Consider the following 26,801-nt stretch of genomic DNA (forward strand, 5'->3'; position numbering starts at 1 on the left):
GGCGCGGTAGGAAAAGTTTGGCCTTGCGTTGGACAACTGATACTTTTTTTGTATAGATTAGCCATGAGGCTTTGCACCGCTGGTCAGTTGACCTAGAACCCAAGTAGGACTATATATATAGACATGTCACAATCAACTTCTTGCGAACTTGACGTACTTGATCTGGTCCCCTTTGGCCAGACCGGCAATGAAAGTCGCTTTTTTGCGTTGCGCCTTTCACGCCCAGACTGGACACGGTGGCGGCCGGGTCAGTTTGTGATGGTGCGTCCGCGAAATTTTGGCCTGGATATTCCATGGGCCCGTCCGCTCGGCATCTGCCACATGACATCACGGCACATGATCTGCTTCTTTCAGGTGCGCGGCAAGGGTACGCGCCGCATGGCGGAGCTGCGTTCGGGCGACAAGGTGCGCGTGTGGGGGCCGCTTGGCAACGGTTTTGCCGTCGAGCCCGAAACCCCGACGCTGCTGCTTGCGGGCGGCATGGGCATTGTGCCCTTTGTGGGCTACGTGAGCGAGCACCCGAAGCCCTGGAACATCTCCATGCTCTTTGGCCACCGCGAGCACATCAGCTGCTACCCGGTAGACAGCATCAACGAGCATGTGCCGCTGGACAGCCTGCGCGAGGCGGAATCGGGCGATCTTGACGACTTTATATTTACCATCCAGGAGCGCATGAGCGAATACGCCGAGCAGAAGGGCCTTGTGCTCGCCTGCGGCCCCACGCCCTTTATGCGCACAGTGCAGAAGTTTGCCGCCGAGCTTAACGTGCGCTGTCAGCTCTCGCTTGAAAACCGCATGGCCTGCGGCGTGGGCGCGTGCCTGGGCTGCGTGACAAAAACCACAGAGGCCTGGCCGGTGGAAGAAAAGCGCGAAGGGCTGGTGCAGGTATGCAACCACGGTCCGGTGTTCTGGTCTGATCAGGTCGAACTGTAATCCGCCTGCGCTCAATCGATTTCAGAAACGACGCTTGACGCCAACACGCGGCAACCGTTGCGGCCATAGCGAGCCGCGCCGCCAACTGGCGGGCGCGTTCAGCCGTGTGCCAGTACTATCGGGCAAAGCCACGCATAAAATGCCGGATGCCGGCAATCTGGAGAATGCGGCATGGATCTTTCTGTTACGCTCAAGGGGCAGACGCACGATCTGACCCTTAAGAACCCTGTGCTCACGGCTTCAGGCACGTTTGGCTACGGAATGGAATTTGCCACCTACGGCAACCTTGCGGCTTTGGGCGGCATGGTGGTCAAGGGGCTCTCCCTGCTGCCGCGCCAGGGCAACGCCACGCCGCGCATTGTGGAAACCACGGCGGGCATGCTCAATGCCGTGGGCCTGCAAAACGACGGCGTCGAAAAGTTCTGCACCGACAAGCTGCCACGTCTGCCCTGGCAGGAAACAGCCGTTATCGCCAACATCTACGCCGGTTCCGTCGAAGAATTTGCCGAGCTTGCAGCCCGCCTTAACGAAGAAGAAGGCGTGGCCGCGCTTGAGGTCAATGTTTCGTGCCCCAACGTCAAGGAGGGCGGCGTGCTTTTTGGGCAGGACCCCGTCCTTGCCGCTCAGGTAACAGCAGCCGTGCGCCGCGCCGCGCCGGGCAAGCACGTCATGGTCAAGCTTTCGCCCAACGTGACGGATATCGCCCTGATGGCCCGCAGCGTTGAAGACGCTGGCGCGGACAGCATCTCGTGCATCAACACCCTGCTGGGCATGGCGGTTGACCTGCAAAGCCGCAGGCCCTCGCTGGCCAATGTGGTGGGCGGGCTCTCCGGCCCGGCCATCAAGCCTGTGGCCCTGCGCTGCGTATGGCAGGTCGCCAGGGCTGTGGACATCCCCGTGGTGGGGGTTGGCGGCATCGCCACGGCTGAGGACGCGCTGGAATTTTTGCTGGTTGGCGCCAGCGCCGTGCAGGTGGGTACGGGCAACTTTATGCGGCCCGACTGCGCCTTTGTCCTGGTGGAGGAGCTTCCCGCTGTTTGCGAACGGCTGGGAATTGACGATATTGGCGCCTTTCGCGGCAGCCTGAATCTGGATTAACCATGTCGCTTACCATCATCCCCGCCCGCTCCAAGCAGGAGTTTGCGCTGTTCATGGATCTGCCCTGGAGCCTCTATGAACGCGATTCCCTCTGGACGCCCGGTCTCAAAAGCCAGGATGCCGAGCTGCTTACTCCCGGTGAGCATCCCTTCTGGGAGAGCGCGCGGCGCGAACTTTTTCTGGCCATGCGCGACGGCCGCCCCGTTGGGCGCATCGCCGCCATTGTGGACGACAAATACAATGCCTACGCCAACGAAAAGTGCGGGGCGTTTGGCTTTTTTGAATGCGCCAACGATCAGGAAGCCGCCCACGCGCTGCTGGACGCGGCGCGCGACTGGCTGGCCGGGCAGGGCATGGCCTTTATGCGCGGGCCGTTGAATCCCTCGGCCAACTATACCTGCGGACTTCTGGTGGACGGCTTTGAGCATGCCCCCTCCATCATGATGCCCTGGAACCCGCCCTATTACGCCGAGCTGCTCGAGACCTGGCACTTGCGCAAAGAGCAGGACCTGTTTGCCTACCTTATCGAGCGCTCGCGCATTGCGCAGCCCGACTGGCTCAACGCGGAGGTGGCCCGCCTCAAGGCCGAGGGCCGCTTTACCTGCCGCACCTCAAGCAAGGCGACCCTGGCGGACGACATCCGCACCATGCTGGATCTGTACAAGATTTCGTGGGCCAAAAACTGGGGTTTTTCGCCCCTTTCGGACGGCGAGGCAGAGCACCACGTCAAAGAGCTCAAGGGTGTTCTGGATCCCGAATTTTTTGTGCTGTTTTTCCACAACAACGAGCCAGCGGCGGGCATGGTGGCCCTGCCGGACATGGCCCCGCTGCTGCGGCGGCTCAACGGCAAGCTGGGCATATCGGCCCTGTGGCACTGGTGGCAGTCGCGGGCCGAGATCCGCGGCGGCTACCGCATTATCCTGTTCGGCATCCGTGAAGAATTCCGCCTTATGGGCCTGCCCTTGCTGCTGCTTGACTTTTTGCTGGAAAAAGCCCGCCAAAAGCCAGATTTTCAGTGGGTTGAAGGTTCGTGGGTGCTCGAAGACAACGTGCCCGTCAACGAACTGATTGAAGATTTTTCGGGTCAGCTCACCAAACGCTACCGTATTTATCGCAGGGAGATACAGCCATGACCCCGGCGGCAGGCAACATCACGGCCCCGCATCTGGCGGGAAAAAAGGTGCTGCTTACGGGCGGCACCGGTTTTGTGGGCCGTCATCTGCTGCCGCAGCTGCTGGCGGCGGGGGCCGAGGTTACCTGCCTCACGCGGGCCGTATCGCGCACCGGGCATCTGCCTGCGGGCGTAGCTACGGTTCAGGCCGACCTGACCAGCGGTCAGGGGCTGGAAGAAGCCCTGCAGGGCAAGGATGTGGTCGTCCATATGGCGGCCCTGCTGTTTGGTCTGGGCTGGCAGGATTATTTGCGGGCCAACGCGCTGGCCGCCCGCAGCATGGCCGCAACTCTCGCGCGGTTGTCCGCCGGGGGCGGGCTGCCGGATACTTTTCGCTTTGTGCTGGTCTCGAGCCTTGCGGCGACAGGCCCCAGCGGCCTTGCCCCCGGTGTGGACGACGCCACGCCGCCCGCGCCGGTTTCGGCTTACGGCTGGTCAAAAATGCTTACAGAGCAGGTGCTTGGCCGCGCCCTTGGACAAAGCCTTGTAACCCTGCGCCCCCCCATCATTTACGGGTCGGGCGACAAGGGGTTGCTGCCGGTCTTCAAGGGCGTGCTGCGGGTCGGTACGGCTGTGAGCCCCGGTGCGGGGCGCGAGTTTTACGTCAGCGCCGTGCACGCCGACGATATGGCCCAGGCCGTGTTGTGCGCCTGCAGGCCCGAAGCTCGCGGGGTATATCACCTCAGCGACGGCGAGGCCTATACAATGGCGGAGTTTTGCCGCACCATGGGCGTCGCCATGGACAAGGTCATGGGCCAGACCTCTCGCAAGAGGGGAGCTGTGCGCATAGTGCGCATGCCCCTGCCGGTCATGGCGTGTACCGCCGGGCTTTCCACGGCATTTGCCGTGGCGGCCGATGCCGTAGCCAACCGCCTGCTGGGCCATGGCCTGCGGCGCGCACCGGCGTGGAATCTGGACAAATACCGCGAGGCCCGTCAGGCGGGGTGGCTGTGCGACAACAGCCGCATCTGCAGCGAACTGGGCTTTGCGCCGCGCGTGAACCTTGAGGCGGGCATGACCGAAGCCATCGAGGGCTACCGTCGAGAGGGCTGGTTGTGAAGATCACCATACAGGAACTTTCCAAGGCATTTGGCGGCAGGGACATCCTCAGCAATTTTTCGCTGGAGGTGGACTCTGGCGTGCGGCTGTGCGTCTGCGGCCCCAACGGCACGGGCAAATCCACTCTGCTGCGTCTGCTGGCAGGTGTAGAAAGCCCCGACGGCGGCAGGGTCATCTTGCCGCGCGGCTGCCGCCTGGGCTTTGTGGAGCAGGAGTTTGCGGAACAGGTTCTGGATACGCCCCTGCTGACCTTTGTGCTGGACGTGCTGCACGACTGGAGCGACTTTTGGTCAGAGTGGGAGGAGGCCGCCGCCAGCAAGGACGAACCCCGGCTTACGGCCCTGATGCACCGTCAGGGCGAGCTTGAGGCGCTCTACGGCTACAACCCCGAGCACAGGGCCAAGGCCGTGTTGTCTGGTCTGGGTTTTGCCGAAAGCAAATGGGGCCGTACCCTGCGCGAACTTTCGGGCGGCTGGCGCGAGCGCGCCAAGCTGGCCCGCGTGCTCACCGCCGGGGCCGACGTGCTGTTGCTGGACGAACCCACCAACCACCTGGATGTTGAAGCCGTGGAATGGCTCGAGTCGTTCCTTATGGACTTCAAGGGCGCGCTGGTTTTTGTGGCGCACGACCGCATGTTTATGGACAATGTGGGCACGCACGTGCTCTATCTGGGGCTGTCCAAGCCCGTGTTCCGCAAGGCGACCTATACGCAGTTTTTGACCCTGCAGGAAGAATACAACGCCCAGCGCGAGCGCGAGGCCCGCGCCCTCAGGGAAGACCTTGACCGCAAGATGGCCTTTGTGGAGCGGTTTCGTGCCAAGGCCACCAAGGCGCGGCAAGCCGGGTCGCGCCAAAAGATGGCCAAAAAGCTCGAAAAAGAGCTGGAAGACTACAGACCTGAGCCAAAGCGCAAAGATCTGAATTTCAGCTGGCCTGAAGCACCGCATTCCGAAAAAATCGTTCTGGCCGCCGCTGATCTGGATTTTCGTTTTGACGACGGCAAAACCATGTGGCCACCGTTGACGTTTACCCTGTTTCGCGGGCAGCGGGTGGCGCTGGTAGGGCACAACGGCTGCGGCAAATCCACACTGCTCAAGCTGCTGGCAGGCACGCTTGAGCGCCGGGGCGGCAACCTGGTTACCGCCTCGCAGATGCGCATGGGCTACTACACCCAGCACCAGATGGACACCCTGCGCAGCGACACCACCGTGCTCGGCGAGCTGCGCCGTCTTTCTGACCCGCACACCACTGAAGAAGAACTGATGAGCGTGCTCGGCCTCTTTTTGCTGGGGCAGGAATATTTTGAACGGCAGGTCAGCGCCCTTTCGGGCGGTGAAAAAAGCCGCCTTGTGCTGAGCTCGCTGTTTTTGAAGCGCTGCAACTTTTTGCTGCTGGACGAACCCACCAACCACCTTGACCTCGAAAGTCGCGAGGCTCTTGTCAGCGCGCTGCAAAAATTTACCGGCACGCTGCTCATGGTGGCGCACGACCGCTGGCTGCTTTCGCAGGTGGGGGCTGAGGCCTGGGAGCTCAACGAAAAAGGGCTGACGGTGTTTCCGGACTTTACGTCCTACGACGACAACCGTCGCGCCCGACTGAGCGGAGCCTTGGACGAGGCGCAGCCCGCAGTGCCGGGCGCTGGCGGGCAGGCAGGGGGGAGGGCCCGGCAGGCCGATGCTCCTCTGGCCCAGCCGCTGTCGCGCGACGAGCAAAAACGCATCAAGCGCGAGCAGGCCGACAGACGCAACGCCCTGCACAAGGAACTGAAGCCCCTGCAGAGCCGCTACGAGGCGCTGGAAACGGAGCTTGCGGCGGTGCTTGACCAGCAGGGCACGGTAGAGGCGCAGCTGGCAGACCCCGACGTGTATGCAGATCACGCGCATGCCGGCGAGCTGCTCAAGACGTTTGAGGCTTGCAAACAGCGCAGCGAAGCCATACTGGAAGAAATGACAGGGCTTGAAGAAAACATGGCGGCGGCGCGGGCCAGGTGGCACGTGGAGCAGGACTGATTGATCCGGCTTGCGGGCAGGGTCGTTTTACAATAGTTGGCAGCCATTCAGATTCGGGCCTGCGCCCGATGCGGAGTAATGCATGCAGCATATAGAAGTAGCTGCCGGTATCATCTGGCGGGGCAAACGTTTTCTGGCCAGCCAGCGTCTCTGCGACAAGCCGCTGGAAGGGTACTGGGAGTTTCCCGGCGGCAAGCTCGAAGCTGGCGAAAGCCCCCTGGACGCCCTCAAGCGCGAGCTGGCCGAAGAGCTCGGCATAGGCGTGCGTCAGGCCGTGTTCTGGAAAAGCCTTGACCACGAATACACCGAGCGCGGCTTTGGCGTGCGCATCTACTTTTTTCATGTGACGGAATTTGCTGGCGAGCCCTGCGGCGCGGAGGGCCAGAACCTGCGCTGGGTCGAGCCGCAGGAGGCTTTCGCCCTTGGCTTTTTGCCCGCTGATGCCGTGGTGCTTGAAGAGCTTGTCTCCAGACAGCCCAGCATTGCCTGAGGCCCCTTGCGACATGCCCGAAAAAAAAGCAAATTTGTTTTGTCAAGCAAGCCCGCCATGTGCGGGCTTTTTTATGACCCCAGGCTTCGTCCCGGACCAGCCCGGCTCTGGAAATGTTCCTCATAAAAAGCTAATTTGAAAAAAGAATTAGCGAATATCGGTTGCGCTACGGGGTCTGTCAGCCAATTGCAGGCTTCTGGCAGCAGCCTCTTGCGTCAATAGTCTACATGCCGCGCGGTCTGCCGGCTGCAGTACGCGCTCGCACAGTCAAACGTAACGGCAGGTGATCCATGCGCATAAAGCAGCTCTCATTTATCGTGTGCGCTGCCATTGTGGGCCTGTTTGTTCTGATCTCCTATATTACGTCCGAGGTTGTGGTGCTGCGCGGGGTGGATGCCATAGAAGGCAAAAGCTCCAGCGAAAAAATGAAACAGCTGCGCAACCACCTGCACGCCCAGCAAACCCAGTTGAGCCATATTGCCGTGGACTGGGGCTGCTGGGACGACGCCTACCGCTTCATGCAGGATTCAAATGCAGAATTTATCGCCACAAATCTGCGGCAGCAGATGCTTGCCAAACTCAACGTGTCGTCCATTGCCTATTACGGCAGCGACGCCGTGCACGCGACCATTGCCGTGGACTCCTCTGAAAACTGGGATTCCGGCCAGTCGGCGGAGGCGCAACGGCTTTTTGCGTTTTTGACCCGCAAGATCATGAGCGGTACGGACGAAGGGCTGATGGGTATTGTGATGATCAGCGGCGTGCCGCACATCATGGCGGCCCAAAAGATACGCGATACCGCAATGCTGCTGCCCTCCAACGGCGTAGTGTTTATGACGCGGGCCATGGATGCCGATTTTATTGAGGATGTCGAGCATGATACGCTGCTGAATTTTAGCATCCTACCCGTGGAAGTGTTCAATAATGTGGGCATGCCTGCGGATGATGCGACCGGTTTTAAAACCGTGCGCGAAGACGGCGCAGTCAACTCCTATTCAGTCGTGCGCGACGTGTTTGACTGCGCCGCCTTTTGCCTGAGGCTCGTAACGGACAGAGAGATTGCACAGCTCGGCAAGCGCATGTTTATGCAGAACTTTGTTCTTATCGTGATCACGGGCATGGGCATGCTTGTGGCCTTTCTGTATTTTGCCGAAAAGCAGATACTGCGGCGCATTCTCTCCATGCAGAAGCAGGCTCAGCACATCGAAAAAAGCAGCAAACCACTAAAAAAGATTGAAATTCAGGGAGATGACGAAATTTTTGATCTCTCCATGAAGATCAACAGCATGATCGATGCGCTGCAGTCGAACGAAAAATTTTTGCAGCAAACGCTGGATACGCTTCAGGCGGGCGTTATCACCATAGATCCCCGGACGCAGAAGATCCGCAGCATCAACGCTTTTGCCCAACAGTTCATAGGCCTGCCCGCCGAGGATATTGTGGGCAGGCCCTGTCATGAGTTTATCTGCCCGCAGGGGGTTGAACGGTGCCCCATGGACAAGGGCAGCACCAAGACCGAGCTGCTGGCGGGCAAGCTGGTGTCTGCCGACGGTACGCAAAAAACTATCGTCAAATCCGTGCGGGCCATCCAGATGAACGGCGAGGAAATTTATCTGGAATCGTTTGTGGACATAACAGATCTGGAAACCACGCGACAGGAGCTGCAACGCACTGAAGAACGTTACAAAACCCTGTTTATGAACACGGGCACGGCTACGGCCGTTATCAGCAGTACCGGACTGATTTTTTTGACCAATACGGAATTTTCCAATCTTGTGGGTCTCCCCTCGGAGCAAATTGAGGGCAAGCTGTTTATCGGCCGTTTTTTGGACAAGGGCGGGTTTGGGCCCAAAAAGCTGTATGACGAGCAAGTACGCCATACTCGCGTAAAGTACGAGGCCGAGCTGCAGACGCACAGCGGCAAAACGGCCAATGTCCTCGTGACGCTGGCCAGGATACCCGACAGCGGGCTTTCGGTCATTTCGCTGCTGGATATTTCCGAACGCTCGGCCATGGAAAAAGAGCTGGCTTACAGGGCCAACCACGATCTGCTTACGGGGCTGGCCAACAAATCTCTGGCCGAGGAGCGACTGCTGAGCGCCCTGAAGGACGCCAGCGACGCCGGGGGCATGGTGGGGGTTCTGCTGGTGGATCTTGACCGCTTCAAGCAGGTCAACGACAGCTTTGGGCACTCGCTGGGCGACAAGCTTTTGCGGCAGGCGGCCGAGCGTCTGACCTATCTTGCGCGGTGCGACGACTGCGTAGCCCGTACCGGCGGGGACGAATTTGTCATTGTGGCGGGCAAGGTGCACGACAGAAAGCAGATAGAAGCGCTGGCAAAAAATGTGCTGTGCGCGCTGAACCGCTGTTTTTATGTTGACGAATATTCCATCTATCTCAGCGCCAGTATCGGCATTGCCTGTTATCCCGACAACGGCGGCACCATGGAGTCGCTGTTGCAAAGCGCCGATCTTGCCATGTACAGGGCCAAGGCCAAGGGCAAGAACACCTATGAATTCTTTACCGAAGACCTGACCGTAGCCGCCAACGACCGCATGGCCCTTGAGACGGAACTGTTCAGGGCCATGGACGCCGCTGTTTTTGAAGTGCACTACCAGCCCAAGATCAACATTGCCGACAGAACCCTTGAAGGCTGCGAGGCCCTGGTGCGCTGGAAGCGTGCCGACGGCAACTGGATATCGCCGTCGGTGTTCATCCCTCTTGCCGAAGAGACGGGCCTTGTGCGCCGGCTCGACATGTTTGTGCTGCGCCGGGCTTGCAGGCAGCAGCGCGAGTGGCTGGCCCAGGGCCTGGGCAATGTGCGGGTGGCGGTCAACATGTCGGGCCGCAGCATCGCGGCCGAAACCTTTGCGGACGACGTGCTGGACTTGTTGAGGCGGGAGGACGTGCGGCCGGAGCATGTCGGCATCGAAATAACCGAGACGGCCTTTATGTCCAACATGGCCGAGGCGTCACGAGCCATCGCGGCCCTGAGCGAGCAAGGCGTGCGGATATATCTGGACGATTTTGGCACGGGCTATTCTTCGCTCCACTATCTGCACACTATGCCCATTGCCAGCCTCAAAATCGACAAGTCGTTCATCGACGGCATCAACGCGCCCGCCAACGCCTCCAACGAAATGGTCAAAACCGTGCTTACGCTGGCCTCGGGCCTTGGCATGTCCACCGTGGCCGAAGGCGTGGAAACGCGCGAACAGGCAGAATTTCTGGCGGAAAACGGCTGCAGGGTCATCCAGGGCTACCTGTTTTCGCCAGCGCTCAAGGGCAGCGACTTTGCGGCCTTTCTTATGGATTACCCGGCGCGGGTGGCGGCGGCCCTGGCATAAACAGTTCTTGCCGTATTGGCCAACAAAAGCCCCGTGAGACTTCTCACGGGGCTTTTGCTGCTGATAATTGCTGCGACGTGCCGTGCAGCGAGCGGTGCGGGCCATTGCCGCGCATCTACGTGCAGGTTAGCGCGCTCCCTTGGGAAACAGCACCACGCCCACGGTTTTGAAAACAATGTTGATGTCCAGCAGGATGGACATGTTCTTGATGTAGTACAGGTCGTACTCAAGCTTGCGGCGCGCGTCTTCCTCGGATGCGCCGTAGGGGTAGCACACCTGCGCCCAGCCTGTGAGGCCAGGCTTAACCGTGTGGCGCAGGCTGTAGTAGGGTATGGTGTCCTTGAGCTGGCGCACAAAGGCCATACGCTCGGGGCGGGGGCCGATAAAGCTCATGTCGCCCTTGAGGATGTTCCATATCTGGGGCAGCTCGTCTATGCGCACCTTGCGGATAAATTTGCCAAACGTGGTCACGCGGGCGTCATGGGCGCTGGCCCAGACCGCGCCGTTCTTTTCCGCATCGGCCCGCATGGAGCGGAATTTGTAAACGGTAAATTCCTTTTCAAACAGGCCCACGCGGTCCTGCTTGTAGATGACCGGGCCGGGCGATTCGAGCCGCACGATAATGGCCGTCAACAGCATGATGGGCGCTGCGGGTATGAGCAGCAGCAGCGAAATCAGCACGTCCAGCGCACGCTTGAGGCGGCGCAGCGACCCACGGGTGTTGAGCGAAAAGCCCTCGGTCTGCAGCAGCCACTCGTCGTTGATCTGCGAGAGCGGCAGGCGCTGCACCACATGCTCGTAAAAACTGCGTATATCCACCACCATGCTGCCGCGCAGTTTTGCTTCGAGCAGGTCGTGGGCAATGTCGTCGTCAATGGGGGCGTCGGGCAGCAGCAGAATCATGGTCGCCTGCTTTTCCTTGGCGATGTCCAGCGCCATAAAGGGCGCGCCAAGGCACGGCCCGGCGTCAGGCCCCTGGTCGCGTTCGCCCACGTAGCCCAGAATCTGGGCCTTGGGCAGGCCCTCGGCCAGCAGCTGGCGCACCTTGCCAGCGCGGTCTACGCCCACAAGCAGGATGCGCAGGGGGTGGGTGAGCCTTTCGGCATTGAGGTGGTATATCCAGCGCCAGCCCAGCGAAAAGCAGAGCGAAAGCAAAAAGAGCATGACCACGGTTTCGCGGTCAAACCGCCAGTGCTGAAAGGCGTAGGAAGCCGTTGCCGAAGAAATGATGCCCAGCAGGCAGGCCACCAGCACCCGGCCCACGGTCTCTTTAAAATCCTCGTTGCCCACGCTGTAGGCATCAAGAATGTAAAAAAAGAGCATATAAAAAAAGATGGTAAAGAGCGTGGCGCCCGTATAGTCATGAAAAATGCTCAGATCCGGCTCGACCGTCAAAAAGCCGGAAATGCTGAGGGCAAGCAGAATGCAGACGAGATCCAGCAACTGCAGAAGCGCCATGCGGTATGTACTTATCATAGTGTGTCCTCAGTGGCGGGGACGTGCATGTCTTGAAGAATGCGCGCAGCCACTTTTTCGGCGTCAAATTCGTTCACGGCCATTTCGCGTCCGGACTGACCCATGCGGGCAATGTCTTGCGGACGGGTGATAAAGGCTTCCATGGCGCTGGCCAGAGCCTGCGGGTCGCGTACAGGCACAAGATACCCGTTGACGCCGTCGCGCACAACTTCGCGGCAGCCCGGCGCATCGGTAACCACGGCAGGCCGCCCCATGCTCATTCCCTCCATGATGGAGGTGGGCGTACCCTCGCGCCACGAGGGCAGCACCAGCACATGGGCCGCGCCCACATAGGGGCGCACGTCGCGCGTTTCACCAAGGTATTCGATGCCGCCCTGTTGCTGCCAGCTGCGCATCTGTTCCATGCTCACGCTGCCAAGGCCTTTTTCCGGCGGGCCAAGCACCTGAAAGCGGGCCTCGGGGTAGCGGGCCTTGAGCAGGCGCGCCGCCTCGGCGTATTCCGGCAGGCCCTTGGCCTCAAGCAGCCGCGCAACCAGCAGAAAAACCGGGGCTCCGTTCAGTTGTCCATCAGGGGAATAGTTGGGGAACGGGGTGGGGGCAAAGCGCCTGGTATCCACCCCTGTGCCGCGCGCCGTTAGCACGCGGGCGCTGGAGCCCAAAATGCCCGACTGGCGAAAAACCGCGATGTCGTCCTGGTTTTGAAAAAAAACGCCCTCAACCCCGGCAAGGGCCGTGGCGTAAAGCAGACGGCCCAGACGGTTGACGCATTTTTTCAAAAGAGTGTCGGCCTCAAAGGCGTAGCCAAGGCCCGTAATGGTTGCGTAGATGTGCGGCACCCGCGCCAGCTTTGCGGCCAGGCAACCGTATATGACGGGCTTGATGGTGGAGGCGAAAAGCAAATCGGGCTTTTCCTGCCTGAAAAGACAAAACAGTTCGCGGGCGGTGCGCAGGTCGCTCAGGGGGTTGAGCCCCTTGCGGTCCAGCGCGTAGTGGCGCAGGCGCGCTCCCTGTGCGGCCAGCGCCGCCTCGGCGTCGGCATCCCCCGCAGGAGCGCAGCAAATGACCTCATGCCCTGCCCGCCGCATGTGGCGAATCAGCACGCTCCAAAAATTGCTCATGGCTTTTGCCTGGTTGCCCAGAACAATGATCTTCATGCTTGGCGCTCTCCCTTGCCCCGCGCTGCCCTGCGGGCGTATGTCGCATACGCAAGCCTATAGCATCACAACGATGCTATGAAAAGGGGCAAGCCATGTGTGGGTATGCAGTGGCCCGCCAGAGCTCCGGCTTTACAGTCGCACCGCTACGGGGTAAAAGCGTTGTGGTTGTGACGCCCGGCAGAGAGCCGGGGCATACCGCAAATCTGAAAACAGGACGCAACACATGAGCGCGTATTCCGACCTTACCAAATCCATGACCGCCCAGCCTTCACGTTGGCTTGTTACCGGCGTGGCGGGCTTTATTGGCTCAAATTTGCTGGAACATCTTTTGAAACTTGGCCAGACCGTTGTGGGGCTGGACAACTTTCTCACCGGTTACCAGAAGAACCTGGACATGGTGCGCGACATCGTGGGGCCTGAAGCGTGGAGCCGGTTTACCTTTATTGAAGGCGATATCCGCGATATCGACACCTGCCGCGCCGCCTGCCAGGGTGTGCAGCACGTGCTGCACGAGGCCGCCCTTGGCTCTGTGCCGCGTTCCATCGACGATCCCCTGCTGTCCAACAGCTGCAATATTACCGGCTATCTGCACATGCTTGTGGCCGCGCGTGATGCGGGCGTAAAAAGCTTTGTGTACGCGGCGTCTTCCTCCACCTACGGCGATTCGCCCGAGTTGCCCAAGGTGGAAGACAAGATCGGCAACCCCCTGTCGCCCTACGCCGTCACCAAGTACGTGGACGAACTGTATGCCGACGTGTTCCACCGCTGCTACGGTTTTTCCAGCGTGGGCCTGCGCTACTTCAACGTGTTCGGCCAGCGGCAGGATCCCTACGGGGCCTATGCGGCCGTCATCCCCCAGTGGTTTGCCAGCCTCATCAAGCAGGAAACCGTTTTTGTGAACGGCGACGGCGAGACCAGCCGCGATTTTTGCTACATCGACAACGTCGTGCAGGCCAATCTGCTGGCCAGTTTTGCCCAGGGCGACGCCGCCAACAAGGTTTACAACGTGGCCTTTGGCCAGCGTACGACCCTGAACGAGCTTTTTGACCTGATCAAGGAAGAAGTGGCCCGCCACAAGCCCGAGGTGCAGGGCGCGCAGTGCGTGCACCGCGACTTCCGCGCTGGCGACGTGCGCCATTCGCTTGCCGACATCAGCCGCGCCGCAAAGCTGCTGGGCTACGGCCCGCAGTTTGACGTGCGCCAGGGCCTGCGCCTGGCGGGCGACTGGTACGCCGCCAACCTGTAGCCGTCAGCTCTGCATCCCTGCAAATATGAAACCCCGCGCAAGCGGGGTTTTTTGCTGTCAAAGATCAGCATCGCGAGATGTTGCGAGAGTTCAGGCGTTGGATGTTCCTTTGAGTCGGTGGACGCTCCGCTGCCAGTTTAAACCATCCTCACGCCGCTCATCTGTCCCTATTTGTCGCCCACAACAAACGCCCCAGGGTACATGCCGCGAAAAACTTCAAGCTGCTGCTGCGCGCCGAACGAATCGGGCCACGGCCCTACCTGCACGTTCCACATGTTGTTGCTGCCGTAGACAAGCCGTCCTTGGTTGCCGCTCTGCGAAAGGATGCTGATGAGGTTGTCGGCGTTGATTCTGTCGGCAAAGGCCCCCACCTGCACGTAAAAAGCTCCCGTCAGGTCGCCGTCCTCCTGCATGCGCTCGACGCTGCCCATGCTCTGCACGCGCACTCGCGCCGTGCCGGGGCCGACAATGCTGAGTCGGTTGGCCGCAGCCCGCGAAAGATCAATGACGCGGTCGTCCACAAAGGGGCCGCGGTCGTTGATGCGCACGATAATGGAGCGGCCGTTGCCCAGATGCGTAACGCGCACCCTTGTGCCCAGCGGCAAAATCTTGTGGGCTGCCGTCATGGCGTACTGGTTGTAGGTCTCGCCGTTGGCGGTGGTTCTGCCGTGGAAGCCGGGGCCGTACCATGAGGCCGTGCCTTCTTCCACAAAGCCGTTGGCCGACTTGAGGGGGTAGTAGGTCTTGCCGCGCACCGTGTAGGGGCGGCTGCCCGGCACCCCGCCCTTGTGCCAGGAGCGCGAGCCGCAGCCAGCGAGCAGGGCGGCGCAAAGCAGTGCTGTAAAAAAAAGCAGAAGTGGTCGCGCCGTCATGCACATCCGCGGCCCTGGCCAGCCAGATAGGGCAGGCAGGGGAGGGAATTTTTTTTGCCGCAGGCAGCGCATACGCCAGTTCCTTCGCATTGCGCAGTGGATTCGCACTCAAGCTCGGCCAGCAGGGCAAGACCATCCCGCCCCAGTCTGCCGCTTTCTTTTGCCTTGGCAAGCAGGGCAAGCGCGGGCTCGTGGCGACCGGCATTCAAAAAATCCCGGGCGGCCATGAGGTAGAGCCGCTCCCTGTCGTTGCCAAAAAGCGAGGCCAGCAAGTGGTCGTAGTTGGGCCCAAAGACGCGGCGGGCAAAGTCCTCCTCGCTGGCGAGCCAGCGGGCAAGATGGGCATTGTACCGCTCGACGGCCAGATAGCTCGCCAGCAGGCGCAACCCGTGCCCCAGTACGTGCATGATGCGCGAGAGTTCGCGCGACGAGCTTTCGGAGGTCTGCCCGCCGAGGCCGCGCAGGGGGTTGTACATGTCTGCCGTAACGGCAGGGCTGCGCGAAATCTGGATAAGACGGTTGGCGTAGTGTTGCCCCTGAAAGGCGTCTTCCTTCAGCTTGCCGCATTCATGAAAGGCATAGCCGATGCACCAGTCTATCAGGGCCTCAAGGGCTTTTTGCGCTCTCGCTCCGCCCGGCAGCACGCTGTCGGCATGGCGGCGCAGGGCGTTGATCTGCGCAAGCTCGGCCTCATTGCCGCTTTCTGCCGGCGGGTCTTCGAGCAGCGGCAGCTCCACGACGGGCATGCCGCCCGGCGCCATGGCCTCAATGCCTGGGCTGTTGCGGAACAGGTGGTGGGCGGTGTCTTTGAGCCGCCAAAAAACCCCCTTGCGCATGGCCTCGCCCAGGAGGTCGCGCAAGGCGGTGTACGAGACGGCCCCATCCACGTCAAAGCGGTGGCGCTGGTCGGCCAGCAGGCTGTAAACTGTGCAATAGTCGCGCACAAGATCGCGCACGAGAAAATCGCGGTTGGCCAGCAGCCAGCGTCCGTTCACGCTTCGTCCTCCTGCAGCAGGGCGCGCGCTACGGCAATATCGTACAGCAGCGTGGGGTCTGCCTCGGGGTTGCGGTCTTGCTGATACATGCGGGCAGCGCTGCGCACAATGGCCATGCTGAGCCAGGGGTGTCGCTCCCACACTTCGGGGTGGTCGCCCCGCCAGAGTCTAAACTCGACCTCGCCGTCCGGCCCGCGGCGTACGTAGACGCGCGACTGGGGGTTGCCCGCCTGCGGGTGGTAGTACAATCCAAGTTGGTCTTTCATTACTAATAGCCCTTGCTGGTCCGCAGCCAAAGCCGCGCGTTGGTGCGGTACGCCCGCACATGCCGATGTCAGCATACGCGCAAGCAGGCGGTTTGCCAAGGGCGGGAAATATTGTTGTGAAAAATTATACAATATTTAAGAAAAAAGTTGCTTTTTGCCCGAAAAAATTCCCCCCAGCTACCGCCTAAAGTAATGATTTTGCCATACTGTGTTCACGTGCATTGTGTCGCAAAGCCTTGAGCGACGGGTATTCACACTCCTTCTGTGTATATCGTGCCGCCCCGGTTGTCATTAGGTTGAAAATGGGCTAAGCAGTGATTTGACCGCGTTGCGGCCTGACGGTCGGAGGCCCTTGCACGTCCGTTATCCGCGATCCCTTGGGGCGTCCCGATTTTGCGGGGCGTGCGTATGCTGGTTTGTCCTGCATGCGTGTGCTGGCGGGTAGTTTACCGCCACGCATGGGCAGCGATTTCGCGCCTATACCCCGGATTGCCGCACCGGATCGCCGCAGTTGACCGGCACGTCACGCGAACGCGTGATACAAACAAACCATGTGGAGGTATGGCAATGGCGAAACATGCAACCCCCTTGTTGGACCAGCTTGAAAGCGGCCCTTGGCCGAGCTTTGTGTCCGACATCAAACAGGAGGCGGTCTCTCGGGCCAAGAACCCCAAGGGTCTTGACTATCAGATCCCTGTGGACTGCCCCGAAGACCTTCTGGGTGTACTTGAGCTTTCCTACAACGAAAAGGAAACCCACTGGAAGCACGGCGGCATCGTGGGCGTGTTTGGTTACGGCGGTGGCGTTATCGGCCGTTACTGCGACCAGCCCGAAATGTTCCCCGGCGTGGCCCACTTCCACACCATGCGTGTGGCTCAGCCTTCGGGCAAGTACTACCACAGCAAGTTCCTGCGCGACCTGTGCGACATTTGGGACCTGCGTGGTTCCGGTCTGACCAACATGCACGGTTCCACCGGCGACATCGTGCTGCTTGGCACCCAGACCGCCCAGCTGGAAGAAATCTTCCACGAACTGACCCACACGATGAACGTCGACCTGGGTGGTTCCGGCTCCAACCTGCGTACGCCTGAAGCCTGTCTTGGCCAGTCGCGCTGCGAATATGCCTGCTACAACACGCAGGGCATGTGCTACCAGCTGACCATGGACTATCAGGACGAACTGCACCGCCCCGCCTTCCCCTACAAGTTCAAGTTCAAGTTCGACGGTTGCCCCAACGGCTGCGTGTGCGCCATGGCGCGCTCTGACTTTGCCGTTGTCGGTACCTGGAAGGACGACATCAAGATCGACCAGGACGCCGTGAAGGGCTATGTGGGCGGCGAATTCGCCCCCAACGCCGGCGCTCACTCCGGTCGCGACTGGGGCAAGTTCGACATCCAGAAGGAAGTCGTTGACCTGTGCCCCTCCAAGTGCATGAAGTGGGACGGCTCCAAGCTTTCCATCAAGACCGCCGACTGCGTGCGCTGCATGCACTGCATCAACACCATGCCCCGCGCTCTGCACATCGGTGACGAACGCGGCGCGAGCATCCTCGTGGGCGCCAAGGCCCCCGTGGTGGACGGCGCCCAGATGGGTTCGCTGCTCGTGCCCTTCGTTTCCTGTGAAGCCCCTTACGACGACGTGAAAGAAGTCATCGAAAAGATTTGGGACTGGTGGATGGAAGAAGGCAAGAACCGCGAGCGCGTGGGTGAAACCATGAAGCGCCTGTCGTTCCAGAAGCTGCTGGAAGTCACCGACACTCCCGCCGCTGCCTACCATGTGAAGGAACCGCGTTCCAACCCGTACATCTTCTTCAAGGAAGAAGAAGTTCCCGGCGGTTGGACCCGCGACCTCGCTGCTTACCGCAAACGCCATCAACGCTAGTCAAAGGGGGAGAAGAACATGGCTTTTATTTCTTCCGGGTACAATCCCGCAAAACCGATGGAAGGCCGCATTACCGACATCGGACCCCATAAGTATAATGAATACTTTCCTCCGGTGGTCAAGAACAACTTCGGCAAGTGGCTCTATCACGAAATTCTTGAGCCCGGCGTGCTCGTGCACGTGGCCGAAAGCGGCGACAAGTGCTACACCGTCCGCGTGGGCGGCACCCGTACCATGTCCATCACTCACATCCGTGAGCTGTGCGACATCGCCGACAAGTACTGCGGCGGATACCTGCGCTGGACCACCCGTAACAACATCGAATTCATGGTCGACAGCGAAGCCGGCATGAAGGCCCTGCGCGACGACCTGAACAGCCGCAAGTTTGACGGCGGTTCGTTCAAGTTCCCCGTGGGCGGCACCGGCGCTGGCATCAGCAACATGGTGCACACCCAGGGTTGGGTGCACTGCCACACCCCCGCCACCGACGCCTCCGGCCCGGTCAAGGCCGTGATGGACGCCGTGTTTGAAGACTTCAAGTCCATGCGCCTGCCCGCCCCCGTGCGTATCGCGCTTGCTTGCTGCATCAACATGTGCGGCGCCGTGCACTGCTCGGACATCGGCCTTGTGGGTATCCACCGCAAGCCCCCGATGGTCGACCACGAATGGGCTGACCAGCTGTGCGAAATTCCTCTGGCCGTGGCCGCCTGCCCCACAGCCGCTGTGCGTCCCACCAAGGTGGAACACAACGGCAACAAGGTGAACTCCATCGCCATCAAGGAAGACCGCTGCATGTACTGCGGCAACTGCTACACCATGTGCCCCGCGCTGCCCATCTCGGACGGCGAAGGCGACGGCGTTGCCATCATGGTTGGCGGCAAGGTTTCCAACCGCATCAGCATGCCCAAGTTCTCCAAGGTCGTTGTGGGTTACATCCCCAACGAACCGCCCCGTTGGCCTTCGTTGACCAAGATCGTGAAGCACATCGTTGAAGTGTACGCGGCCAACGCCAACAAGTACGAACGTCTGGGCGACTGGGCTGAACGCATCGGCTGGGAAACCTTCTTCAAGATGACCGGCCTTGAATTCACTCACCACCTTATCGACGACTTCCGTGATCCCGCCTACTACACTTGGCGGCAGAGCACGCAGTTCAAGTTCTAGGCATATCTCGTTTTAACCCCGGCGGCGCATCCGCGCCGCCGGGACAGGAGAACCACCATGGCTGACGACAAAGACGTTGTTGTTGAATTTTTGAATAGCAAATCCGCGTCCAAGTCCAAGTTCTATTTCAAGGACTTCCTTGAATTGTTCCCCGATCGCGGTCCCCGCGACGTGAAGAAAGTTCTCACCAAGCTGGTGAACGAAGAAGTGCTGGAATTCTGGTCTTCCGGTTCCACCACCATGTACGGCCTGAAGGGCGCGGGCAAGCAGTCCGCCGCTGAAGGCGAAAATTAGTAGCGTAAGCACCGGCCCAGCGCCTGTTGCTTTGGGCTGCGCCAAAACGCGCTTTTTATTACGGTCGAGTACCTTGCGTACACTCCCTGCATAAAAAGCGCGTCTTTGTTGTCGCTGCGGCAGGTACACGCCGATGCCTCCGGCACTTGCTGCCGGTTATGCTTGATTCACGTCGGGCCAGCAGGCCCCGGTCATGCCCGTACGGGCATGAGCATCCGCGAGGCGCGTCAGCCTTTGCGTGGTAGCTTCAGCAAGTTATGCCGCAACGCAAGTTGTGGCATTTCTTGCTTTTGGGTGCTTGAGGGGTAATGCTTTGCCATGCCTGACGCAAAACGCGATTGCCTGGCGTCTGCGCTGGGCGGGTATGGCAGCATGCCGCGATGCGCCGCTACGCCTGCGCAGACGCAGATTTGCCGGGTCGGCATTACGAAGCGTCATCCATTTGGCCAAGACGCAGCAGGAGGCCGTATGAGCACGTCGTTTACCCTGCCTGATGCAGAAAAAAAGTTTCTTTCACAGCAGGCCCGCACCTCCATTGAAGCGGAGTTGCTGGGAAAAAATGTTGCGGATATTCCTCGACCGCCAGCGGCGGAATTTGCCCCGGGCAGCGCGCTGCACCGCAAGCTTGGGGCCTTTGTTACGTTGCACATCAGCGGCAATCTGCGTGGCTGCATAGGCAATATTGTCGGGCGCGAACCGCTGTACGCCACAGTATGGCACATGGCCCAGGCTGCGGCCTTTGCCGATCCGCGTTTTCCCGCTCTGGGCCTGGCGGAGTGGCCGCGCGTCAACATGGAGATTTCCGTGCTGGATGAGCTGACGCCCTGCCCCGACGCGCAGGCAGTGGAAGTGGGCCGTCACGGGCTGGTGCTGCAGTACGCCGGGCGCAGCGGCGTGTTTTTGCCTCAGGTTCCTGTGGAGCAGGGCTGGGACAGGCTGGCTTACCTGGACAACCTGTGCGGCAAGGCGGGCCTGCCCCCCGGTACGTGGAAACTGCCCGGCGCACAGCTCTTTTGGTACGAGGCCACGGTGTTCAAGGCCTAGCGTGCAGGCCATTGCAAACAAAAATATGCCCTACACCTGCAACCATTGCTGGTATGGGCGCTTATTAAATGTCTTTCATTGTAAAACCAACGTCAAGAAGCATTTTATAAAGCTCAATGTGCGTTGTGTTGTCTATGTTGTTGTTCTCGCAATTTTATTTTACCCCTTTTTTTACTTGTCTGGTTTCTTCGAAAAGCCCGGCAACGTAATTATGTTCGTAATCCTCTTCGCAGTTGAAGTGTGAATTTTACTTGGTCATGACCATTTTCCACTTAAGGCTAATAGTTAAAAACATTTGCTCTATATAAATTGTCGCTATTGGCTTTTTGACAAATGCCTTGCTCTGGATTAGTTTACGTCATTCTCAGGGCGGGGTGAGAGTCCCCACCGGCGGTGATGCGGCGGCCAGACGGCCCCGCCAGCCCGCGAGCGCCCAGTGTTTGGGGTCAGCAGATCCGGTGCGAATCCGGAGCCGACGGTTACAGTCCGGATGGAAGAGAACGGTTTTATGCCGCGCGCAGCGGTGCGTCCTTTATTTGAAGGCGCCCTTTGCCTTGCGGCCCGTCCACGCCCTGATGCACCATCTCCCGGCCCGCGAGGCCGGAAACAGGAGAACGGAATGCATCAGTCCTCATTATCCCTTTCGTCATTCGGCACTTCTGAAGAGCGTGTGCGCGCTGCTCTGGCTTCGTTGAGCAAAGGCGGCGGCGTTTGCGTTGTGGATGACGAAAACCGGGAAAACGAAGGCGACCTCATTTTTAGCGCGCAGCACATCACCGTGCCGCAGATGGCCATGCTGATACGCCACTGCAGCGGCATTGTCTGCCTGTGCCTCACCGACGAGCATGTGCAGCGGCTTGAGCTGCCCATGATGACGGAGCACAACACCAACACGCAGGGAACAGCCTTTACGGTCACCATTGAGGCGGCCACCGGCGTTACCACGGGTGTTTCCGCCGCTGACCGCGTGGCCACCATCAAGGCGGCCGCTGCGCCCTGCGCCAGACCTGCGGATTTGCGCCGCCCCGGTCATGTCTTCCCCCTGCGGGCGCGCCCCGGCGGCGTGCTTGAACGGCGCGGCCACACCGAGGCGACCGTTGATCTCATGCGTATGTCTGGTCTGGAGCCGTGCGGCGTGCTGTGCGAGCTGACTCTGGATGACGGCGAAATGGCCCGACTGCCCGAGGTGGCGGGCTTTGCCCGCGCCCACAACATGCCTTTGTGCAGTGTGGAGGATATTGCGGCGTGGCGGTTGGCTATGGGTGATCTGCACCTCGCCGCCAGCGCATAATTGATGGGCGCGCTGCAAGCGTCTTTTGCCGCGCGCGTCTTTTGCCCGCGCGTGTCTTTTGCCCGCTGACAGCGTCAAGCAGGGCTTTTTGCTCCAGTCGAGTACCATTGGCGTACACTCCCTGCGCAAAAAGCCCTGCTTTTCTCGTCAGCGAACAAAATCCATCGCGCGGGAAGTCAAGGAGTCGGCTTTCTGGACGCAAAGCGACCCTTCCTCACAAGGCGCAGGAAGTCTGGTCTTCATGTAAAACAATAGCCCGGTTCATCATCTGAACCGGGCTATTGTTTTAATGGCGCTGTCGCGATTAGCCGAAGTATTCGTGGGGAGACTCGAGGACTTGAGTAAAGAGCTTATAAAATTCAGCCAGATGTATTCCGTCAATGAAGCTGTGGAGCGCTTCGATTGACACGGTGATGTTGCCTGAGGAATCAATTTTGCCAAAAAGGAATCTGGGTACAGTGTCGACCCAAGGGTCTCCCCACGGGTTGGTTGCTGACAGTATGGGGATATCTGGCACGCAGCTAAAGTAGATTAGGCTCTGGGCGTCGCCGCCCTCGGGATAAAGGGTTGGGGCCTGGTCGGCAACCGTCCGTGCCGCGGTGATGTTGCTGCTGAATGCCGAAAATTTTTTATCAAATTTTGCGACGCAATTGCAGTGCAGCGCTCTGCCCTTGGGGATGTAGGTAAACGCTGCATCAATGCTGTCAAATTCCGCAGGGCGCAGATTAACGATTCTTTGTCTGAAGCCAGCGACGCTATTGGCGGCGAGCATGGCGGCAAAATAGATGCAATCTGTAAATCTAAAGCCATGCTGCTTTTTTACTACGCATAATTGGGCAACATTTGCCGAAAAAGAAACACTGAAGCACGGATTTTTACGAGACTGAAAAAAATTAAAGTGTTCATTTCTTTCCCACGAATCATCAAGGTATTTCATAATGAATCCTGGTGCGTCGCTGTTTTTTTAAACAAGGATGCACATTGCCTGACATCTCAGGATAATCATTGCAGACTATCGGCTGCGGTCTGACGCTGGCACGGCTGCAAGTGTTGGGTAAATTCTTTTCAGGTGCTTAATATCGCTACTCAACCGGCGCGAGGCGTTGGGCCAGCCTGGTATAGCGCTTGCGGGTCTTGTTGTTGTTTACGGCCATTTTAAGGGCGCGGGATTCGCCCACGAGGATGACCAGCTGCTTGCCGCGCGTAACGCCCGTGTAGAGGAGGTTGCGCTGCAGCAGCACATAGTGCTGCATCATGATGGGTATGACCACGGCGGGGTATTCCGACCCCTGCGATTTATGGATGGAGATGGCGTAGGCGGGCGCTATTTCGTCCAGTTCGTCAAATTCGTAGGGCACGACGCGCTCGTCAAAGGTGATGCTGAGAGTGCGCTCGTGCACGTCCATAAAGCTGATGCGGCCCATGTCGCCGTTAAAAACGTCCTTGTCGTAGTTGTTGCGTATCTGCATGACCTTGTCGTGCAGGCGAAAGCAACGGTCGCCACGGCGCACTTCTATGCCGTGGGGGTTCAGGGCTTCCTGCAGGCAGGCGTTCATGCGGCCGGCGCCCACAGCGCCCTTGTGCATGGGCGTAAGCACCTGAATATCGTCTACGGGGTCAAGGTTGAAGCGGCGCGGAATGTGGTTGCGCACCAGGTCCACAATAAGCTCGGCGGCTTTTTCGGCGTCGTTCTGGTGGATAAAGTAAAAGTCCGAGAGCCGTTCCTTGCTCGATTCCAGCGAGGGAATTTCGCCCCGGTTGATGAGGTGGGCGTTGCAGATGATTTCGCTTTCCGCTGACTGGCGGAAGATTTCGGTCAGCTCGACAACGGGCACAACGCCGGAGCTGATGATGTCCGAAAGCACGTTGCCGGGGCCCACCGAGGGCAGCTGGTGCACGTCGCCCACGAGCACAAGGGTAGCGCCCAGCGGCACGGCCTTGAGCAGGTGGTAAAAAAGCAGGGTGTCCATCATGGAGGCTTCGTCCACCACCAGCAGGCCGCAGGCGAGGGGGTTGTCCTCGTTGCGGGCAAAGCCGTCTTCCTTGGGGCTGTATTCGAGCAGGCGGTGGATTGTGCGCGACTCGCGGCCCGATGTTTCGGACATGCGCTTGGCGGCGCGGCCTGTAGGCGCTGCCAGCAATATGCGGGCGCGCACCTCGCCAAAAAGCTTGATGATGGCGTTGATGATGGTTGTCTTGCCCGTGCCGGGGCCGCCGGTAAGCACCATCAGCTTGCTGCGGGCGGCGGTGCGCACGGCTTCGAGTTGCTCGGGCGCGAGCGAGATGTTGAGCTCGCCCACCACCTTGTCCACCAGGGCGTCAGGCTTTTCAAAACGCACGGATTTGGGCGAGCGCAAAAGACGCTGGATGTAGAAAGCGGTCTTGGATTCGCAATGGTGGTAGCGGCGCAGGTAAACGCCCGTTTCGCCTGAGGCGTCGGGCATGTCCAGCTCTTCGCGTACGATGCGCTCGTCGCTTTCAAGGGCCGCGAGGGCGTCCTCCACCAGGGCTTCGTCCACGCCCAGCTGAGCGCAGACGGCCTCGGTCAGTTCGGCCTGCGGCAGGTAGACGTTGCCGTCGTCGGTGGACTTTTGCAGCACGTAGAGCGTGCCCGCCTGAATGCGCAGGGGGTTGTCGTGCTCAAAACCGAGCTTGGCGGCGGCCGCGTCGGCGGTGACAAAGCCGATGCCGTGGATGTCCATGGCGAGGCGATAGGGGTTTTCGCGCACGATGGCGAGGGCCTCAGCCCCGTAGGCGCGATAGATGCGTACGGCGTAGGCCGGAGTAATGCCGTGGGGCTGCAAAAAGAGCAGCAGATCGCGCATGCCCCGGTGTTCCGCCCACGAAGTGCGGATGCGGTCAAGGCTCTTGCTGCCTACGCCGCGTACCTTGAGCAGGCGTTCGGGCTCCTCGTCGAGGATGCGGATGGTGTCTGTGCCAAACGTTTCGACAATGCGTCCGGCCATCTCTTCGCCAACGCCCTTGATGAGCCCTGAGGCGAGATAAAGGCGAAGTCCCTCGCTGGTGGCGGGGAGAATTTCTTCGGAGTTCTGAAACTCGATCTGACGGCCAAACCGGGGGTTGTTGACCCAGCGCCCGGAAATTTTGAGCTGTACGCCAGCCTGGGGGCTGACCATATGCCCGATGCACGAAACCGGGTCGCGCGGGCGGGTAAGGCCCGCGTTGCCGCCGCCGCTGCTGACGCTGGCGGGCAGTAGGCGCAGTACGGTGTAGCCGTTTTCTTCGTTGTGAAAAACGACGCGCTCAACAGTGCCTGTAAGTTCAACGGCGTCAGGATGCTGCAAAAGGGGCAGGTTGTTCATGGGCGCGGATTGCTCTTGTTGGCGGGGCTTGCGGCGGCCTTGCGCTGGCGCGACCACCAGAACCAGTTGCACTGTTCGTACGGCAGCTGGGGGTTTTGGGCCTGGGCCACGGCGCAGCAAAACACGTCCAGGCAGCATATATCAACGGCTTGCCCCTTGATGCGGCACAGGTCGTTGTACAGGGCCTGCGGGTCGCGGCGGGCCAGGTCGCGCACATCTGCAACCCCAAGCAGGCGCAGGTCTTCAAGTGTGGCCGGGCCTACGGAGCGCAGCGCGCCAAGCGGGCGGGCGTCCGTATTTTTGTTCACAGGCCAAGCCCCATGCGTTGCTGCAGCAGCAGGGCGTCGGCCAGCGCCAGGGCCGTCATGGCTTCCATCACCGGCACAACGCGCGGTATGGCCGCAAGGTCGTGCCGTCCGCCAATGAGTACGGAGGCTGCGTTGCCCTCTTTGTCCACGGTTTGCTGGGTGACGGCAATGGAGGCGATGGGTTTGACGGCGGCGTGCATGACAATGGTCTGCCCGCTGGAGATGCCGCCCAGTATGCCGCCCGCGTGGTTGGAGGCAAAGGCGGCCTTGCCGGGCTGCGGCGGATCTGCGGGCAGCAGCGGGTCGTTGTTTTGCGAGCCGTGCAGTTTGGCCGCGCCAAAGCCCTCGCCGACGGAAAATCCCTTGACCGCGCCAATGCTCATGATGGCGTGGGCCAGCACGGCCTCGAGCTTGTCAAAAACGGGTTCGCCAAGGCCTGCGGGCACATTGCGGGCCTCGATGCGCACAATGCCGCCCAGGGTGTCGCCAGCCTTGCGGGCGGCCAGCACCACCTGGTCCCACAGCTGGGGCATGGCCTCGGTTGCGGCGCAATAGGGGCGGTTGCGGGCGTTTTCCAGATCAAGGGAGGCCCAGTCCTGCACGGCTGTGCCGCCCAGCTCCACGCAGGCAGCCAGGATCTTTACGCCGCGCCGTTCAAGTATCTTGCGGGCAATAACGCCGCCAGCCACGCGGGCGGCGGTTTCGCGACCGGAGGAGCGGCCCCCGCCCCGGTGGTCCCGTATGCCGTTGTATTTCTGAAAATAGCCCCAGTCCGCATGCCCTGGGCGAAAGATTTCGGCCAGATTGCCGTAGTCGTGCGAGCGCTGGTCTTCGTTGGCGATGTAAAAGGCAATGGACGTGCCGGTGGTCACGCCTTCGTACACGCCGGAGAGCAGGCGCACGGCGTCAGATTCCTTGCGCTTGGTGGCGGTGGGCCCCTGACCGGGTTTGCGGCGGTCAAGCTCGGCCTGGATGTCGGCCTCTGTCAGCTGCAGGCCTGCGGGGCAGCCGTCAATGACGCCGCCAAGGCCCACGCCGTGAGATTCGCCGAATGTCGTCAGTCGCAGAGCCTGTCCAAATGTATTGCCAGCCATGTGCTACCTCGCCTTCACTACAGCATTTTAAGACGCAGCGTCAGCGCGTGCATCTCTGTGGCGGGCGTCCGCTCGCGTGGTCGCCGGAGCGGTTTCAGGGTGAAATTGCCCGAGAGCCGCGCCAGGGTGCGCGTCCAAGTGCTTCAGTATAGGCAAGGCCGGGACGGCTTGCAACTCGCACGGGCCGGATAGTTTGCCGTCGCCCGCCGGGCGGGCGTATGGAGGCGCGGCAGACAAGGCGGAAAAGCTGCGGCAGTGTGGCAAAGAGGCGGAAGAAACGGCA

At 60.3% G+C, this 26,801-nt stretch carries 22 protein-coding genes and 1 riboswitch; of the genes, 13 read left to right on the plus strand and 9 right to left on the minus strand.

Annotated elements, in window-relative coordinates; all coding sequences use genetic code 11:
* The first annotated feature begins 123 nt into the window (after nucleotides 1-123).
* From DDIC_RS00430 to DDIC_RS00460, 7 genes are all read left to right on the plus strand, one after another.
* Complete coding sequence (locus DDIC_RS00430) at nucleotides 124-933, plus strand: dihydroorotate dehydrogenase electron transfer subunit (RefSeq protein WP_136398615.1); 810 nt, start codon at nucleotides 124-126, stop codon at nucleotides 931-933.
* Nucleotides 934-1,104: 171 nt separating this feature from the next.
* The gene (locus DDIC_RS00435) at nucleotides 1,105-2,031 is read left to right on the plus strand and encodes a dihydroorotate dehydrogenase (RefSeq protein ID WP_136398616.1); all 927 of its coding nucleotides are present in this window, start codon (nucleotides 1,105-1,107) and stop codon (nucleotides 2,029-2,031) included.
* 2 nt (nucleotides 2,032-2,033) lie between these two features.
* Nucleotides 2,034-3,164: a hypothetical protein gene (locus DDIC_RS00440; RefSeq protein WP_136398617.1), complete on the plus strand. Its 1,131-nt coding sequence runs from the start codon at nucleotides 2,034-2,036 to the stop codon at nucleotides 3,162-3,164.
* Nucleotides 3,161-4,261 (plus strand): NAD-dependent epimerase/dehydratase family protein, encoded by a 1,101-nt coding sequence (locus DDIC_RS00445; protein ID WP_136398618.1) that lies wholly within the window; start codon nucleotides 3,161-3,163, stop codon nucleotides 4,259-4,261. The genes DDIC_RS00440 and DDIC_RS00445 overlap by 4 nt, the downstream gene beginning before the upstream one ends.
* Complete coding sequence (locus tag DDIC_RS00450; protein ID WP_136398619.1) at nucleotides 4,258-6,270, plus strand: ATP-binding cassette domain-containing protein; 2,013 nt, start codon at nucleotides 4,258-4,260, stop codon at nucleotides 6,268-6,270. Before DDIC_RS00445 ends, DDIC_RS00450 begins: the two co-directional genes overlap by 4 nt.
* An 82-nt stretch (nucleotides 6,271-6,352) precedes the next feature.
* Nucleotides 6,353-6,760, plus strand: a complete 408-nt coding sequence (locus tag DDIC_RS00455; protein ID WP_136398620.1) for a (deoxy)nucleoside triphosphate pyrophosphohydrolase — start codon at nucleotides 6,353-6,355, stop codon at nucleotides 6,758-6,760.
* A 290-nt stretch (nucleotides 6,761-7,050) separates the two neighbouring features.
* Nucleotides 7,051-10,107 carry an EAL domain-containing protein gene (locus DDIC_RS00460; protein WP_136398621.1) on the plus strand — a complete coding sequence of 1,019 codons (3,057 nt, stop codon included), beginning with the start codon at nucleotides 7,051-7,053 and terminating at the stop codon, nucleotides 10,105-10,107.
* Between the two features lie 126 nt (nucleotides 10,108-10,233).
* Here the strand turns inward: DDIC_RS00460 and DDIC_RS00465 are convergent, their stop codons facing one another.
* The gene (locus DDIC_RS00465) at nucleotides 10,234-11,583 is read right to left on the minus strand and encodes a sugar transferase (RefSeq protein WP_136398622.1); all 1,350 of its coding nucleotides are present in this window, start codon (nucleotides 11,581-11,583) and stop codon (nucleotides 10,234-10,236) included.
* Nucleotides 11,580-12,737, minus strand: coding sequence for a glycosyltransferase family 4 protein (locus DDIC_RS00470; protein WP_136398623.1), 1,158 nt, complete (start codon nucleotides 12,735-12,737; stop codon nucleotides 11,580-11,582). The genes DDIC_RS00465 and DDIC_RS00470 overlap by 4 nt, the downstream gene beginning before the upstream one ends.
* 226 nt (nucleotides 12,738-12,963) lie before the next feature.
* On the opposite strand from DDIC_RS00470, the gene DDIC_RS00475 reads away from it, so the two are divergent.
* Nucleotides 12,964-13,986 carry an SDR family oxidoreductase gene (locus DDIC_RS00475; protein ID WP_136398624.1) on the plus strand — a complete coding sequence of 341 codons (1,023 nt, stop codon included), beginning with the start codon at nucleotides 12,964-12,966 and terminating at the stop codon, nucleotides 13,984-13,986.
* A 167-nt stretch (nucleotides 13,987-14,153) separates the two neighbouring features.
* On the opposite strand, the gene DDIC_RS00480 is transcribed toward DDIC_RS00475, so the two are convergent.
* From DDIC_RS00480 to DDIC_RS00490, 3 genes are read right to left on the minus strand one after another with little or no spacing between them, the layout of a single operon-like run.
* Nucleotides 14,154-14,858 (minus strand): septal ring lytic transglycosylase RlpA family protein, encoded by a 705-nt coding sequence (locus DDIC_RS00480; RefSeq protein ID WP_247647506.1) that lies wholly within the window; start codon nucleotides 14,856-14,858, stop codon nucleotides 14,154-14,156.
* The gene (locus DDIC_RS00485; RefSeq protein WP_136398626.1) at nucleotides 14,855-15,853 is read right to left on the minus strand and encodes a hypothetical protein; all 999 of its coding nucleotides are present in this window, start codon (nucleotides 15,851-15,853) and stop codon (nucleotides 14,855-14,857) included. The genes DDIC_RS00480 and DDIC_RS00485 overlap by 4 nt, the downstream gene beginning before the upstream one ends.
* Nucleotides 15,850-16,119: a hypothetical protein gene (locus DDIC_RS00490; protein WP_136398627.1), complete on the minus strand. Its 270-nt coding sequence runs from the start codon at nucleotides 16,117-16,119 to the stop codon at nucleotides 15,850-15,852. Before DDIC_RS00490 ends, DDIC_RS00485 begins: the two co-directional genes overlap by 4 nt.
* A gap of 567 nt (nucleotides 16,120-16,686) precedes the next feature.
* On the opposite strand from DDIC_RS00490, the gene dsrA reads away from it, so the two are divergent.
* The 5 genes from dsrA to ribB all read left to right on the plus strand — a co-directional run bounded on the left by dsrA (nucleotide 16,687) and on the right by ribB (nucleotide 21,793).
* Complete coding sequence (dsrA, locus tag DDIC_RS00495) at nucleotides 16,687-18,000, plus strand: dissimilatory-type sulfite reductase subunit alpha (RefSeq protein WP_136398628.1); 1,314 nt, start codon at nucleotides 16,687-16,689, stop codon at nucleotides 17,998-18,000.
* An 18-nt stretch (nucleotides 18,001-18,018) separates the two neighbouring features.
* Nucleotides 18,019-19,164, plus strand: a complete 1,146-nt coding sequence (gene dsrB, locus DDIC_RS00500) for a dissimilatory-type sulfite reductase subunit beta (RefSeq protein ID WP_136398629.1) — start codon at nucleotides 18,019-18,021, stop codon at nucleotides 19,162-19,164.
* A 57-nt stretch (nucleotides 19,165-19,221) separates the two neighbouring features.
* A complete protein-coding gene (locus DDIC_RS00505; RefSeq protein ID WP_136398630.1) occupies nucleotides 19,222-19,458 on the plus strand; it encodes a dissimilatory sulfite reductase D family protein in 237 nt (78 codons plus the stop codon).
* A gap of 468 nt (nucleotides 19,459-19,926) precedes the next feature.
* Entirely contained in the window at nucleotides 19,927-20,502 is a 576-nt protein-coding gene (amrA, locus tag DDIC_RS00510; protein ID WP_136398631.1) for an AmmeMemoRadiSam system protein A, read from the plus strand.
* 356 nt (nucleotides 20,503-20,858) lie between these two features.
* Nucleotides 20,859-21,008: riboswitch (FMN riboswitch) on the plus strand.
* A gap of 113 nt (nucleotides 21,009-21,121) precedes the next feature.
* Nucleotides 21,122-21,793 (plus strand): 3,4-dihydroxy-2-butanone-4-phosphate synthase, encoded by a 672-nt coding sequence (ribB, locus tag DDIC_RS00515; RefSeq protein ID WP_136398632.1) that lies wholly within the window; start codon nucleotides 21,122-21,124, stop codon nucleotides 21,791-21,793.
* Nucleotides 21,794-22,097: 304 nt separating this feature from the next.
* On the opposite strand, the gene DDIC_RS00520 is transcribed toward ribB, so the two are convergent.
* The 4 genes from DDIC_RS00520 to aroC all read right to left on the minus strand — a co-directional run bounded on the left by DDIC_RS00520 (nucleotide 22,098) and on the right by aroC (nucleotide 26,518).
* Nucleotides 22,098-22,730 (minus strand): CatA-like O-acetyltransferase, encoded by a 633-nt coding sequence (locus DDIC_RS00520; protein WP_136398633.1) that lies wholly within the window; start codon nucleotides 22,728-22,730, stop codon nucleotides 22,098-22,100.
* A gap of 145 nt (nucleotides 22,731-22,875) precedes the next feature.
* Nucleotides 22,876-25,116 (minus strand): SF1B family DNA helicase RecD2, encoded by a 2,241-nt coding sequence (recD2, locus tag DDIC_RS00525; protein ID WP_136398634.1) that lies wholly within the window; start codon nucleotides 25,114-25,116, stop codon nucleotides 22,876-22,878.
* A complete protein-coding gene (locus tag DDIC_RS00530; protein WP_136398635.1) occupies nucleotides 25,113-25,424 on the minus strand; it encodes a helix-hairpin-helix domain-containing protein in 312 nt (103 codons plus the stop codon). The genes recD2 and DDIC_RS00530 overlap by 4 nt, the downstream gene beginning before the upstream one ends.
* A complete protein-coding gene (aroC, locus tag DDIC_RS00535) occupies nucleotides 25,421-26,518 on the minus strand; it encodes a chorismate synthase (RefSeq protein ID WP_136398636.1) in 1,098 nt (365 codons plus the stop codon). Before aroC ends, DDIC_RS00530 begins: the two co-directional genes overlap by 4 nt.
* Nucleotides 26,519-26,801 lie beyond the last annotated feature (283 nt).

The sequence above is a fragment of the Desulfovibrio desulfuricans genome, assembly GCF_004801255.1.
GTDB classification, from domain to species: Bacteria; Desulfobacterota; Desulfovibrionia; order Desulfovibrionales; family Desulfovibrionaceae; genus Desulfovibrio; species Desulfovibrio desulfuricans_C.